14 protein-coding genes are annotated in these 12,505 nt (G+C 67.1%); 7 read left to right on the top strand and 7 right to left on the bottom strand.

Features of this window, described 5'->3' with window-relative positions:
* Positions 1–24: 24 nt before the first annotated feature.
* A complete protein-coding gene (locus tag NP552_RS18470; protein WP_043863869.1) occupies positions 25–483 on the top strand; it encodes an Lrp/AsnC family transcriptional regulator in 459 nt (152 codons plus the stop codon).
* Here the strand turns inward: NP552_RS18470 and NP552_RS18475 are convergent.
* The 3 genes from NP552_RS18475 to NP552_RS18485 all read right to left on the bottom strand — a co-directional run bounded on the left by NP552_RS18475 (position 480) and on the right by NP552_RS18485 (position 2,435).
* A complete protein-coding gene (locus NP552_RS18475) occupies positions 480–1,085 on the bottom strand; it encodes a 3'-5' exonuclease (protein ID WP_043863870.1) in 606 nt (201 codons plus the stop codon). The genes NP552_RS18470 and NP552_RS18475 overlap by 4 nt on opposite strands.
* An 18-nt stretch (positions 1,086–1,103) precedes the next feature.
* Positions 1,104–1,583: a LabA-like NYN domain-containing protein gene (locus NP552_RS18480; RefSeq protein WP_043863871.1), complete on the bottom strand. Its 480-nt coding sequence runs from the start codon at positions 1,581–1,583 to the stop codon at positions 1,104–1,106.
* Between the two features lie 96 nt (positions 1,584–1,679).
* Positions 1,680–2,435, bottom strand: coding sequence for a DUF2076 domain-containing protein (locus NP552_RS18485; protein WP_253086434.1), 756 nt, complete (start codon positions 2,433–2,435; stop codon positions 1,680–1,682).
* Between the two features lie 152 nt (positions 2,436–2,587).
* Here NP552_RS18485 and NP552_RS18490 point away from each other — a divergent pair, with 152 nt between their 5' ends.
* Positions 2,588–3,262: a hypothetical protein gene (locus NP552_RS18490; RefSeq protein ID WP_043863873.1), complete on the top strand. Its 675-nt coding sequence runs from the start codon at positions 2,588–2,590 to the stop codon at positions 3,260–3,262.
* A 63-nt stretch (positions 3,263–3,325) separates the two neighbouring features.
* On the top strand, positions 3,326–4,405 hold the full coding sequence (locus NP552_RS18495) for an endonuclease/exonuclease/phosphatase family protein (RefSeq protein ID WP_274097022.1): 1,080 nt from the start codon (positions 3,326–3,328) through the stop codon (positions 4,403–4,405).
* Between the two features lie 3 nt (positions 4,406–4,408).
* On the opposite strand, the gene hrpB is transcribed toward NP552_RS18495, so the two are convergent.
* Positions 4,409–6,934 carry an ATP-dependent helicase HrpB gene (gene hrpB / locus NP552_RS18500; protein WP_274097023.1) on the bottom strand — a complete coding sequence of 842 codons (2,526 nt, stop codon included), beginning with the start codon at positions 6,932–6,934 and terminating at the stop codon, positions 4,409–4,411.
* A 118-nt stretch (positions 6,935–7,052) separates the two neighbouring features.
* Between hrpB and NP552_RS18505 the strand changes: the two genes are divergently transcribed.
* On the top strand, positions 7,053–7,472 hold the full coding sequence (locus NP552_RS18505) for a hypothetical protein (protein ID WP_043863875.1): 420 nt from the start codon (positions 7,053–7,055) through the stop codon (positions 7,470–7,472).
* 21 nt (positions 7,473–7,493) lie between these two features.
* Entirely contained in the window at positions 7,494–8,366 is an 873-nt protein-coding gene (locus tag NP552_RS18510; protein WP_054916351.1) for a cation diffusion facilitator family transporter, read from the top strand.
* Positions 8,367–8,456: 90 nt separating this feature from the next.
* Here NP552_RS18510 and NP552_RS18515 read toward each other — a convergent pair whose 3' ends face one another.
* Positions 8,457–9,254 (bottom strand): DUF6515 family protein, encoded by a 798-nt coding sequence (locus NP552_RS18515; RefSeq protein ID WP_078481375.1) that lies wholly within the window; start codon positions 9,252–9,254, stop codon positions 8,457–8,459.
* 400 nt (positions 9,255–9,654) lie between these two features.
* On the opposite strand from NP552_RS18515, the gene NP552_RS18520 reads away from it, so the two are divergent.
* Both NP552_RS18520 and NP552_RS18525 read left to right on the top strand, forming a co-directional pair.
* A complete protein-coding gene (locus NP552_RS18520; RefSeq protein ID WP_043863878.1) occupies positions 9,655–10,131 on the top strand; it encodes an Lrp/AsnC family transcriptional regulator in 477 nt (158 codons plus the stop codon).
* Positions 10,132–10,186: 55 nt separating this feature from the next.
* Positions 10,187–10,390, top strand: a complete 204-nt coding sequence (locus NP552_RS18525) for a DUF2788 domain-containing protein (RefSeq protein ID WP_043863879.1) — start codon at positions 10,187–10,189, stop codon at positions 10,388–10,390.
* Here NP552_RS18525 and NP552_RS18530 read toward each other — a convergent pair.
* Both NP552_RS18530 and amn read right to left on the bottom strand, forming a co-directional pair.
* On the bottom strand, positions 10,387–11,016 hold the full coding sequence (locus tag NP552_RS18530; protein WP_043863880.1) for a pseudouridine synthase: 630 nt from the start codon (positions 11,014–11,016) through the stop codon (positions 10,387–10,389). The genes NP552_RS18525 and NP552_RS18530 overlap by 4 nt on opposite strands.
* 6 nt (positions 11,017–11,022) lie before the next feature.
* Complete coding sequence (amn, locus tag NP552_RS18535) at positions 11,023–12,495, bottom strand: AMP nucleosidase (protein WP_043863881.1); 1,473 nt, start codon at positions 12,493–12,495, stop codon at positions 11,023–11,025.
* Positions 12,496–12,505 lie beyond the last annotated feature (10 nt).

The raw sequence follows: 12,505 nt of genomic DNA on the forward strand, positions 1-12,505 counted from the left end.
TTCAACACCTGGTACCCACGCCCCATGGACAAGTACGATCGCATGCTCCTCGCCGCCTTGCTCGACAACGGCCGCGCCTCCTTCGCCGAACTGGCGCGCAAGGTCAACCTGTCGGCCCCGGCGGTGGCCGAGCGGGTGGCCAAGCTCGAGGCCAGCGGGGTCATCACCGGCTACCAGGCCAAGGTCGACATGAGCCGGATCGGCTTGCCGATCCAGTGCGTGATCGAGCTGCGCCTGGCCAGCCACGGCAACCAGCAGACCTATGAGGACCTGGCGCGTATCCCGCAGATCACCGAGTGCCACCGGGTCACCGGCGATCCGTGCGTGATCATGCAGGCGGCGGTCGGCTCGATGCCGGAACTCGAAGAGCTGATCAACCACGTGGCGCAGTTCGGGTTCAGCAAGACCTCGATCATCCTGTCCAGCGCGGTAGAGCGACGGGTGCCGCTCGGCCAGCTCGACAGCAACGGCAAGAAAGCCTAGCGGTAGCGCTTGAGGGTTTCGGCAACCTTGGCTGCCGGGACCTTCTGCAGGCTGCAGAACAGCGGGTGCGACACCTCGCTGATACCGTGGCGCTGGCGCAGTTCGCCGGCCAGGTGCTGGGCCAGGTTGGCGGCCATCTCGGCATCGGCCATGGCCCGGTGAGCGGTGCCGGTGTCGGGCAGCCCGGCCCAGCGCGTCAGGGTGCCGAGCTTGTGGTTCGGCGCAGCCGGCAGCAGGCGCCGCGAGAGCAGCATCGAACAGGCGAACGACTGCACCCGCGAGCGTCCGATCAGGCTCAGTTCGTAGTCCCAGAACTTCTGGTCGAACGAGGCGTTGTGCGCCAGCAAGGGCGTGCTGCCAACGAACTCGGCCACCTCGTTCATCACCTGCGCATTGGCCGGCGCACTGCGCAGCATGGCGGTAGTGATGCCGGTCAGCCCGGCGACAAAGGCCGGTACCGGCACGCCGGCATTCATCAGGCTCTGGTAGCGATCGACGATGCGCCCGCGTTCGAGCATCACCACCGCCACTTCGGTGGCGCGGCAGTAGGCACCCGGCGAGATGCCGGTGGTTTCAAAGTCGATGACCGCAATACGTTCCACAAAAACCTCGGGTAGCTCTCAGTGCTTGAGCAGGAGTGCGCCTTCGATGGGCACATAGCGGGTGGCGGCGCGAATCAGCGAGTTGGCGGTGAGCCCCGGTACGCCATAGGCCACCGCTTCGGCGCCATGACGGTTGATCACCCGTTCCAGCAGCAGGTCGAAATCGCCATCGCCGGAGGCCAGCACCACTTCGTCGACCCGCGAGGCGGCGTCGATCACGTCCAGGGTGATGCCCACGTCCCAGTCGCCCTTGGCCGAGCCGTCGCTGCGCTGGATATAGGGTTTGAGTTTGACCGTGAAACCGAGGTTGCGCAGGATCTGCTGAAACTGCTGCTGCTTGCTGTCGCCGCGGTCGATGGCATAGGCCACCGCCTCGACGATCTCGCCGTCCTGGCTGACGTGCGCCCAGAAGGCGGCGTAGTTGAAATGACAACCATAGGCCTGGCGCACGGTGTAGTAGAGGTTCTGGACATCGGCGAACACCGCAATCTTCTTCACCGCACTTCCTCGTCACGCCAGGGGCCGGCCCCGCATACCGGGGCCGTTTCGGCGCCCAGTATGCCAGCCTGACGGCAGTACGGGTATGTGCGCGGCTCAGACGAAGGAATCGTCGTCCGAAAAGAAGCCGCCGCCATCGTCACCGTAGTCGGCGTCCATGAAGCCGCCCTGATCATTGCCGTAGCCACCGTTGTCGGCGGTCAGGCGCTGCTCGTCGTTACCGCCCCAGCCGCTGTCGCTGGCCGGTGCCGGCGCTTCGTTGATGATCTCGGTGACTTCCTGGGGCTGCGACCCGTGGTGCCCGAACAGGCTGCTGATACCCTGCGCCAGCATCACCCCGCCTGCCACGCCGGCGGCGGTCTGCAGTGCACCGCCCAGAAAGCTGCTGGCGCCGCCGCGGGCCGGTGCGGCCTGGGGCGCGGCGTTGAAACCCTGCTGCTGAGGGGCCACGCCGGGCCCGCCAAAGCCGCTGGCCGGTTCACGCCAGCCACCACCACTGGTGGCAGGTGCCGGGGCCGGCTGGGCCGCGCGCTGCGGCTGCGGCTCGGGTTGCCGTGCCCCCCCGCCGAAGATGCTCGACAGGAAGCCGCCGCTGCTCGGCGCAGTGGCCGCCACCTGTGCGCGGGCCTGGTTCAGATCGGCCTGCAATTGCCTGTTCTGTTCATCGAGGCGCTTGAGCGCGGCCTCCTGCACCAGAATCGCCTGGGCCATGTAGTAAGGGGCCGACGGCTGTTGCTGCAGGTGCTCGGCAATGCGCGCCTGGGCCTGGGCATCACGCGGTGCGCCTTCGCTCTCGGCTTGCTTGAGGCGGCCGAACAGGCCGTCGATCAAGGTTTGTTCTTCGTGGTTCATGGGGCGACCTCACTGGATAGCCGGGGGATTACAGGTGAGCACTAGATGGGGTTCCAGCATGGGCGATTCAATCGGCCCGCGGCATGAAACTTTGTTCAGGTTCGACCGCTGGGCTAAAGTAGCGGCCTGCTCTGTCACTGCGATATCGACTGATGAATCCGCTTAGCGTTCTGCAAGACTCCTTGTATTTCTTCCGCCGCCACCTGCTGAGTATCGCCAAGCTGTGCCTGCCGCTGATCGTCATCGAAACGCTGCTGGCCCAGGCGATCTATGCACAGTTCGGCAGCCAGACCCGTACCCTGGCCTACGGCATGCTGCTGGGCCTGGTGTTCTACCCGCTCTACAGCGGCGCACTGATCCTCTACCTGGACGCCCGCAGCCAGGGTGAAGAGCCGCGCAAGCGCGACCTGCTGGCCATGTCGCTGCGCCTGTGGCCCTCGTTCGCGCTGCTGATGATCGTCTGCCTGCTGCTGATCGTGGCCGGCTGCGCGCTGTTCATCCTTCCGGGCATCTGGGTGATGGTCAACCTGGTGTTCGCCGAGTACCTGCTGGTGCTGCGCGGCCTGCAACCGCTGCCGGCCATGCGTCAGAGCTTCGAGCTGTGCAAGGGCCACTTCTGGCAGATCCTGGTGTGCATGATCGTGGCCATGATCCCGTTGTGGCTGATCGATGCGCTGACCCGCAGCCTGATCGGCGAAGAGCCCGAGCTGTGGCTGGAACTGCTGGTGGGCAGCTTCAACGGCTTCCTCACCCTGTTCAGCACCCTGGTGAGCTTTCGCATGTTCATGCTGGTCACCGAGCCGCCGCTGGCCCGCGACCCGAGCTGAACCAAGCAGGCGACGAACGGCTCGGGTATGCTGCGGGTTCACCTGCGACGCCAAGCCGAGCCGATGATCCGACTACTGCGCAATGCCCTGCTGACCCTGCTGCTGATACTTGCCCTGCTGTGGCTGCTGGCCAGTCACCTGAGCTGGCAACCCGAGCCGCGCGAGGCCCTGCCGGTGGCCTGCCGTGGCACGGCCACGCCGCTGGTGCCGGGCCAGATGCTCAAGGTCATGAGCTGGAACATCCAGTACCTGGCCGGCAAGGGCTACGTGTTCTGGTATGACGAAGGCCGGGGCAGTGACACCCGCCCTACCGAACAGGACCTGGCGTTCAACCTCGACGAGGTGGCGCGGGTGATCCGCGCCGACAACCCCGACATCGTGCTGTTGCAGGAACTGGACACCAACGCCAAGGCCAGCGCCTACCAGGACCAGCTGGCCCTGCTGCGCGAGCGCCTGGCCGACCTCTACCCCTGTGCGGTGCAGGCCTACGACTGGAAGGCGGACTTCGTGCCCGACCGGCATGTGTTCGGCAGCGTCGGCCGCGGCCTGGCGACCCTGAGCCGCTACCCCATCCAGCAGGCCGAACGCCTGGCCCTGCCCTCGGCCCCCGACAACGCCCTGAGCCGCCTGCTGCAGCCGCAACAGGCGGTGCTGGCCAGCTACCTGCCGCTGCGTGATGGCGGCTCGCTGGCGGTGCTCAACACGCACCTGGCGCCCTTCGTTCCCGGCAGCGATATCCAGCGCCAGCAGGTGCGCCAGCTCGGCGCGCTGCTCGACAAGCTGGAAAGCCAGGGCACGCCGTGGCTTATCGGTGGCGACTTCAACCTGCTGCCGCTGGGCCAGTACCGCCGGCTCACCCCCGAGCAGCGCCAGCACTATGGCGCCGACAGCGACCTGCACTTGCTGTGGGACAAGTATCCGATGATCCCCAACAACGCCGAAGCCGGTGGCGCCGAGCGCAGCGCCTGGCTGACCCACTACCCCAACGACCCGCGCCTGAACGGCCCGGACCGCACCCTGGACTACCTGTTCCACAGCCCCAAGCTGCAGCGCCTGAGCGCCCGGGTGCTGCAGCAGGACACCCTGCAGATTTCCGATCACCTGCCGCTGAGCGCGCGCCTGCTGTTGCCGACGCCGCCCTAGCGGCTACTTGCGCGGCTTGGCCCGCGCGGTGGCTTCGGCCACCAGCGGGTCGTCCGGCCAGTAGTGCTTGGGGTAGCGGCCCTTGAGGTCCTTCTTCACTTCGGCGTAGGTGCTGCGCCAGAAATTGGCCAGGTCCTGGGTCACCTGCACCGGGCGCCGTGCCGGTGACAGCAGGTGCAGCAACACCTGCTGGCGGCCCTGGGCGATGCGCGGGGTTTCGGCCAGGCCGAACAGTTCCTGCAAGCGCACCGCCAGAATCGGCGGCGTCTCGCTGTAGTCCAGGCGGATGTTGGAACCCGAGGGCACGCCGATGTGCACCGGCGCCCATTCGTCCAGGCGCTGCGGCAGCGGCCAGGGCAGCAGGTTGCGCAGGATGGACGACAGGTCGAGCTGGGCAAAATGACTGAGCCGGGTGACCTTGCCCAGGAAGGGTTGCAGCCAGTGCTCAAGGCTGGACAGCAAGGCCGCGTCGCTCAGGTCCGGCCATTCGCTCTGGCCTGCCGCCGCAACATCCAGCCCGCGCAACAGTGCCACCCGCGCCTGCCACTGGCGCAGCTCCGGGGTCCAGGGCAGCAGCTCCAGGCCCTTGCGCCGCACCAGGTCAAGCAGCGCCCGCGCACGCGCATCCTCGCCCAGCCCGGTCAGCGGCTCGCGGCTGAGCATCAGTTCGCCGACCTTGCGCTGGCGCTCGGCACGCAGCACGTTCTCACGCTCGTCCCAATCCAGTTGATCCACGTGGCGCACCTGCTCGGCGAGCACGTCGTCGAACAGCGCCGGGTCGAATTCGGCCGCCAGGTAGATGCGCTCTTCGCGCTGCCCCTGGCGGCTGCCGAGGTCGGCGATCACCAGCCAGGGTTGCTTCATCAGCGCGTCGGCCTCACCGAACAGCGCCGCACGCCCGTTGGCCAACCGGTACTCGGCGCCGCCGGCACGGCGCTGCTGGGCGACCCGGTCGGGGTAGGCCAGCGCCAGCAGGGCACCGAGCCAGCGGGAATGTTCAGGGTCGGCCACGGCCGCGCCGGCCTTGCCGCGCAGGTAGCTGCGGTACTGGCGGGACAGTTGTCGCGCCCGCTGCACCCCGCCCTGCCCACCTCGGGCTGCACGGGTTTCGCCACTGAGCAGGGCCAGCCGGCTGTGCAGGTCGGCGCCCGCCCCGCGCAGAATGTCACGCTCGCCCAGCAGTGCCGCCACATCGCAGGCCATCTGGGCCAGGCCAAGGTCCTGGCCCCGCAGCAGCAGGTGTGCGATGCGCGGGTGTGCCGGCAACTCGGCCATGGCCTGACCATGCTCGGTCAGCGCCAGCAACTGCCCCGGCCTGAGCGCCCCCAGGCGCACCAGCAGGTCCTGGGCCTGGGCGTAGGCCGCCGCCGGTGGCAGGTCGAGCCAGCAAAGCTGCGCCGGGGCCACGCCCCAGCGGGTCAATTGCAGGGCCAGCCCGGCAAGGTCGGCCTGCAGGATCTCGGCGCTGCCGTAGGCAGCCAGTTGGTCATGCTGGGCCTCGGACCATAGCCGATAGCACACGCCCGGCTCCAGGCGTCCGGCGCGCCCGGCCCGCTGGGTGGCGCTGGCGCGCGAGATGCGCTGGGTATCGAGGCGGGTCATGCCGCTGCCGGGGTCAAAACGCGGCACCCGCGCCAACCCGGCGTCGATCACCACCCGCACGCCGTCGATGGTCAGGCTGGTTTCGGCGATGTTGGTCGCCAGCACCACCTTGCGCAGGCCCGCGGCCGGCGTCTCGATGGCGGCGCGCTGGGCCGCGAGATCGAGTTCACCGTGCAGCGGGCACAGCAGGATCTCGCGTCGCTCACCCAGGGCCTCCTGCAAGGCCTGGTGCACACGGCGGATCTCGGCCTGGCCAGGCAGGAACACCAGCAGGCTGCCCGGCTCGTCGGCCAGCGCCTGCAACACCGTGTCGACCACCCGCGGCTCGACGAACTCGCCGGGCTGGAACGGCCGCCCCCAGCGCATCTGCACCGGATACATGCGCCCCTCGCTGCTGATTACAGGGGCGTCGTCGAGCAACGCGGACAGGCGCTGCCCTTCCAGCGTGGCGGACATCAGCAGGATCTTCAGCGGCGGCTCGTCACGCAGCAGCTCGCGGCCGTTGAGGCTCAGGGCCAGGGCCAGGTCGGCATCCAGGCTGCGCTCGTGAAATTCGTCGAAGATCAACAGGCCCACCCCGTCCAGCGCCGGGTCGTCCTGCAGGCGCCGGGTGAGGATGCCTTCGGTGACCACTTCGATGCGGGTGCGCGGGCCGACCTTGCTGTCCAGGCGAATGCGGTAACCGACGGTTTCGCCCACCGCCTCGCCCAGTTCGCTGGCCAGCCGCTCGGCTGCCGCGCGGGCAGCCAGCCGGCGCGGTTCGAGCATCAGGATGCGCTGGCCGGCCAGCCACGGCTCATCGAGCAGGGCCAGTGGCACGCGGGTGGTCTTGCCGGCGCCCGGCGGTGCCTCGAGCACGGCTTCGTGGCGCTGCTGCAAGGCGGTGCGCAAGGCCGGCAGCACGGCATCGATCGGTAATGAATTCATGGTAGCCCTCGAACAATCGGCCGAGTATAACGGCGAACCGAGCCTGCCTTATCATGGTCTTAGCTGCACCCTCCGGCATTTCGCCGGTAGCGGTGCGGCCTACTTTGCGGAGATTCACATGCGTATTCCTTCACGCCTTATCGGCGGTGCCGTGGTTGCTGCCCTGCTGACCCAGCTGACGGCTTGCGGCACCCTGTTCTTCCCCGACCGTCGCGGCCAGATCGAAGGCAAGGTCGATCCGGTGATCGTGGCACTGGATGCCATCGGTATCCTGTTCTACGTGATCCCCGGGCTGATCGCCTTCGGCGTCGACTTTGCCACCGGCGCCATCTACCTGCCCGGCGGCAAGACCGCCCAGGTCGACCCGCACACGCTGAACAAGGCCATCGCTGCCGATGGCAAGGTCGACAAGGTGCGCCTGCAGGCCATCCTGGAGAGCGAGCTGGGCCAGCGCCTGCCGCTGAACGACCCGCGCCTGATACAGCACAAGGGCAGCGTTGAACAACTGGCGATGTACGGCCTCAAGCCCGCCGCCTGACCGCCCGCACAAGGACGACCGATGAACACCAGCGCCGAACACGCCCGCCTGCTGCGCCTGGCGACCAATGCCTCGCTCGGGGTCGCCAGCATCCTGATCGTGAGCAAGGCGGTGGCCTGGTGGCTCAGCGGCTCGGTCAGCCTGCTGGCCGGCCTGACCGACTCGATGCTCGACGGCGTGGCCTCGTTCCTCAACCTGCTGGCGGTGCGCTATGCCCTGCGCCCGGCCGATGACGATCATCGCTACGGGCACGGCAAGGCCGAGGCACTGGCCGGCATGGCCCAGGCGCTGTTCATCGGGGTGAGTGCGGTACTGATCGGCGTACAGGCGGTCGAACGCCTGAAAAACCCCACGCCGCTGGGTGATGCCACGGTGGGCATTGTCGTGATGCTGCTGTCGCTGGGGCTGACCGTCGCCTTGCTGATGGTGCAGGCCAGGGTGGTGCGCCTCACCGGCTCGACCGCCGTGCGCGCCGACTCGCTGCACTACCGCTCCGACCTGCTGCTCAATGCCAGCATCCTGGTCGCGCTGGTGCTGGCGCGGTTCGGCTGGCCACAGGTGGATGCGTACTTTGGCCTGGGCATCGCGCTGTACATTCTATGGAGTGCCTTGCAGATCGCCCGTGAAAGCTCGGCCATCCTGATGGACAAGGAGCTGCCCGGCGAGGTGAGCGAGCAGATGATGACACTGGTGTGCGCGGTGCCTGGCGTGCAGGGCGCGCATGACCTGCGCACCCGGGTGTCGGGCAACCGCTGGTTCGTGCAGGTGGACCTGGAGCTGCCGGGCACCTTGACGCTGACCGAGGCCCACGTGCTGTGCGATGCGGCAGCGGCGGCGATCCGCCGGGAGTACCCCAAGGCCGAAGTGCTGGTGCATGCCGACCCGGTGGAGTGACACAGCAGCCCCCTTCGCCGGCAAGGCCGGCGCCTACGGGATTCACGCTGTGCGTGTAGGAGCCGGCCTTGCCGGCGAAGCTGTTGCGCTTCAGTTGACGCTGTAACCGCGCCCGCTCAAACACGCCCCCAGCGCCCGTCGATAGGTGTCCGTCACCTGCGCCGCAGGCGCGTAGGTCGCCGATGCCGGGTCGAACCCGGTCTGCTGCACCGCCCAGCGGTGACACTGGTAGCGGTCCTGATCGACCTGCTGTGGCGACTGCCCGTTGGCCGGGTAGGCAATCACGTCATAGCCATTGCCCGGTTGCGCCGGCGCCGCAGCCACCGGCGGGCTTACCACCACATAGTCGCGGCTGTCGTCCAGGTACTGGTAATAGGTGCCTGCAGCCAGAAAGAACAGCGCACTGCCCACCCACACCTGCCGCGCATAGTCGGGCAGGTAGTTCACCCGTACCCCGTAAGGCGGCGCCACCACCACGTAATGCGGCCCCTGCGGGCGATACCAGTAGCCACCGGAATAGTAGTAGTCACTGCCACGATACGGCACGCGCCGGTACGGTTCCGGGAAGCGGTCTATGGTGTGCCCCGGCCGATACTGAGGCCCGGGGCCCCAGCCATTGCCGTGCCCTTCGCCAGGGCGCTGCCCCGGCCCGCCAGCCTGCCAGTGCTGATTGGCGTCATTGCGCCGCGGCACGTCCTGATAGTACCCCTGGCGTGGCGGCTGGGTCTGGCGGACCTCGTCCGGGCGTGCGTTGAGCGGCGAGGACGCAGGCGGGCGCTCGCCGCCATTGGGGTCCTGCTGTGGTCCGCGACGCTCGTCCTGGGCCTGTACGCCCAGGCTCAGGCAAAGCAGACCAACACCTGCCAACTGCCAGATGCGCGACTTCATGCTGTTTCTCTCCCGCTGGCATTCATGGCCTACTCTATCAGGCCGCCTGCCACGCGCCAGCAGGCGCCAGATGAAATTGCGGACATTAAAAAAGGGTGACCCTGAGGCCACCCTTCGAGATTTTCGTCCGTGCTCGGCGCTTGTGACGCCGGCTCACCTCACGCTGTCTTGTGAACAGTGTGCAGCCCGGGGGCCGAGCACAACCCGGTGGGGTTGCTGGCCGCAGCGCCCCTGATTGGGGCCGCCGCTGTGGACATGTGTCCGGGCAGTGATTCTGTTGACCATCATAGGCAAGCGCTGCGACAGAGGATTGCGAAAATTGCTCAAAAAAACATTACTTGCGCAATTTTTAACTAAGGATTGATAATCCGCAGCAATCGAAACAGAAAAGGCTTCATTCATGAGCAAGCTCGACCGATACGACCTGAGCATTCTTGCCGAACTGCAGCGCGATGCGCGCATCTCCAACCAGGAACTGGCCGAACGGATCGGCCTGTCGCCCTCGCCCTGCTCGCGGCGGGTCAAGCAACTGGAGGACGATGGCTACATCTCGCGCCAGGTCGCCCTGCTCGACCGCAAGAAGCTGGGCCTGAGCCTCACCGCCTACGTGCTGATCGGCATGGACCGACACACCCCCGAGCGCTTCGAAACCTTCGAGGCCGCCATCCGCAGCCTGCCCCAGGTGCTGGAGTGCAGCCTGGTCACGGGCATGGATGCCGACTACCAGCTCAAGGTAGTGGTGCCAGACATGGACCACTACCAGAAGCTGCTGCTCGGCCACCTGACCCGCATCGAAGGCGTCACCAGCGTGCGTTCGAGCTTCGTGCTCAACCAGGTGCTGGCCAGCACCGAGCTGCCCCTTACGCACCTGCGTTAGTCAGCGCTGCGGGCCGGGCGTATAATCGCGCGCTTCAACCTGGCGGAGAAGATCGATGGATCCTGCGTTGTTCGAAGAATGGATGATGACCATCCTGGTCACCATTCTGATTGGTTTCATGGGTTTCATCGTCTGGGACCTGGCGAAAAAATCCAAGGCTGGCAAGTTCGGCACCTTCATCCTGTTTTTCGTGCTGGGCCTGGGCATTCTCGCCTTCGTCATCAAGAGCGTGGTCATCGGCTTCATCGAAGGCGTCTAGCGCCGCGCCGGCACCTCGCGCCAGCAGCCCTGGTCCAGCCCATCCAGGCTCCAGTCGCCGATCCGCACGCGCACCAGGCGCAGGGTCGGCAAGCCTACCGCCGCAGTCATGCGTCGCACCTGGCGGTTGCGCCCTTCCTTGATCACCAACTCCAGCCAGGCGGTCGGCACGCTCTTGCGAAAGCGTACCGGCGGGTTGCGCGGCCACAGTTGCGGCTCTTCCAGATGACGCGCCTGGGCCGGCAAGGTCATGCCGTCATTCAGTTGCACACCCTCGCGCAAGCGCTGCAGCTGCTCCTCGGTCGGCTCGCCCTCCACCTGTACCCAGTACGTCTTGGGCAACTTGTGCCTGGGGTCGGCAATGCGCGCCTGCAACTGGCCGTCATTGGTCAGCAGCAACAACCCTTCGCTGTCGCGGTCCAGACGCCCGGCCGGGTATACGCCCGGTACATCGATGAAGTCCTTGAGGGTGGCGCGGCCCTCCCCGTCGCTGAACTGGGTCAGCACGTCGAAGGGCTTGTTGAACAGGAGCAGACGCGGCGCGGCCGGCGGCGCCTTGGCCTGGCGACGCGGGCCGGCGGGTTTGGCCGCGGCGGGCCGCGGCTTGGAACGGGGGGGTAACGGCATGGGGCCTCAGCGGAACGGCGGCTCGTCGAAACTGCGCAGTTTACGCGAGTGCAGCGAGTTCAGTTCGGTGCGCAGCAGGTCGAGCGCCGCAATACCTATCTTCAGGTGCTGGCTGACCGCCCGGTTGTAGAAGGCGTTGGCCGCCCCCGGCAGCTTGATCTCGCTATGCAGCGGCTTGTCGGACACGCACAGCAAGGTGCCGTAGGGCACGCGCAGGCGGTAGCCCTGGGCGGCGATGGTGCCGCTTTCCATGTCCACTGCCACAGCCCGCGACAGGTTGATCAATGGGCGCTCCTGGGCCCAGCGCAGCTCCCAGTTGCGGTCGTCGTAGGTCAGCACGGTGCCGGTGCGCAGGCGCTTTTTCAGCTCGTCGCCACGTTCGCCGGTCACCTGCGCCGCCGCTTCCTGCAACGCCAACTGCACCTCGGCCAGGGCCGGGATCGGGATATTGGGCGGCAGCACACGGTCCAGGATGCCGTCGCGGCGCATGTAGGCGTGGGCCAGCACGTAGTCGCCGATGGTCTGGGATTGGCGCAGGCCGCCGCAGTGGCCGATCATCAGCCAGCAGTGCGGGCGCAGCACCGCCAGATGGTCGGTGATGTTCTTGGCGTTGGACGGGCCCACGCCGATATTGACCAGGGTGATGCCATGGCCGTCGGCAGCAATCAGGTGATACGCCGGCATCTGGTAGCGGTGCCACACCACCCCGGCCACCAGCGCCTGTGCCTCGCCATTGTCCATGGCCTTTTCGATCACCACGTTGCCCGGCAGCACCATGCGCACGAAGCGCGGGTCTTGGCGCAGTTGCTCCAGGCCGTGGGTGATGAACTGGTCGACATAGCGGTGGTAGTTGGTGAGCAGGATCCATGGCTGCACATGCCGCCAGTCGCTGCCGGTGTAATGCACCAGCCGGCGCAGCGAGAAATCGACCCGCGCCGCGTCGAACAGCGCCAGCGGCAGCGGGTCGACGTTGGCCCAGTCGTACAGCCCGTCGGCGATGCCGTCGGTGGCCGCCGACAGGTCGGTGCTGGGGAACACCCGCGCCAGCGCCGCAGCGGTGATGCCGGTGCCGGCCAGTTCATCGCCCTGCTCGACCACATAGGGGTAGGGAATGTTCTGCTCGCTCAGCCCCACTTCGACCGTCACGGTAAAGTCGCGCATCAAGGGCCCGAGCTGCTCCAGCAGGTAGCCGCGAAACGCGGCCGGCTGAGTCACGGTGATGCTGTAGGTGCCCGGCAACTGAACCTTGGCGTAGGCCCGGGTGATCACCGGTACGTCACCCTGATACTGGTAGGTCAGGCGCAGTTCGGGGTAACGAAACTGTGCGCGCTCGGCCGCATTGGGCTCGGTGCGGTCCTTGAGGTAGCGCTTGAGCGCCTGGCTCAGTGCGGCGGTGGCGGATTCGTGCAAGGCGGCCAACTGGTCGACGGCTTGCTCGGCGGTTTCCACGACAACGAAGGTTTCATCGGTACGGCTCACAATGTACTTC

The organism is Pseudomonas sp. 8209 (assembly GCF_028682105.1).
In the GTDB taxonomy this organism is placed as follows: domain Bacteria; phylum Pseudomonadota; class Gammaproteobacteria; order Pseudomonadales; family Pseudomonadaceae; genus Aquipseudomonas; species Aquipseudomonas palmensis.

What these genes read in the sequence shown, in the direction of transcription:
- hrpB (WP_274097023.1), bottom strand. Translation starts at nt 6,934, where the DNA reads ATGAATTCATTACCGATCGATGCCGTGCTGCCGGCCTTGCGCACCGCC.
- NP552_RS18495 (WP_274097022.1), top strand. Translation starts at nt 3,326, where the DNA reads ATGATCCGACTACTGCGCAATGCCCTGCTGACCCTGCTGCTGATACTT.
- NP552_RS18510 (WP_054916351.1), top strand. Translation starts at nt 7,494, where the DNA reads ATGAACACCAGCGCCGAACACGCCCGCCTGCTGCGCCTGGCGACCAAT.
- NP552_RS18470 (WP_043863869.1), top strand. Translation starts at nt 25, where the DNA reads ATGGACAAGTACGATCGCATGCTCCTCGCCGCCTTGCTCGACAACGGC.
- NP552_RS18520 (WP_043863878.1), top strand. Translation starts at nt 9,655, where the DNA reads ATGAGCAAGCTCGACCGATACGACCTGAGCATTCTTGCCGAACTGCAG.
- NP552_RS18525 (WP_043863879.1), top strand. Translation starts at nt 10,187, where the DNA reads ATGGATCCTGCGTTGTTCGAAGAATGGATGATGACCATCCTGGTCACC.
- NP552_RS18505 (WP_043863875.1), top strand. Translation starts at nt 7,053, where the DNA reads ATGCGTATTCCTTCACGCCTTATCGGCGGTGCCGTGGTTGCTGCCCTG.
- NP552_RS18515 (WP_078481375.1), bottom strand. Translation starts at nt 9,254, where the DNA reads ATGAAGTCGCGCATCTGGCAGTTGGCAGGTGTTGGTCTGCTTTGCCTG.
- NP552_RS18530 (WP_043863880.1), bottom strand. Translation starts at nt 11,016, where the DNA reads ATGCCGTTACCCCCCCGTTCCAAGCCGCGGCCCGCCGCGGCCAAACCC.
- NP552_RS18490 (WP_043863873.1), top strand. Translation starts at nt 2,588, where the DNA reads ATGAATCCGCTTAGCGTTCTGCAAGACTCCTTGTATTTCTTCCGCCGC.
- NP552_RS18485 (WP_253086434.1), bottom strand. Translation starts at nt 2,435, where the DNA reads ATGAACCACGAAGAACAAACCTTGATCGACGGCCTGTTCGGCCGCCTC.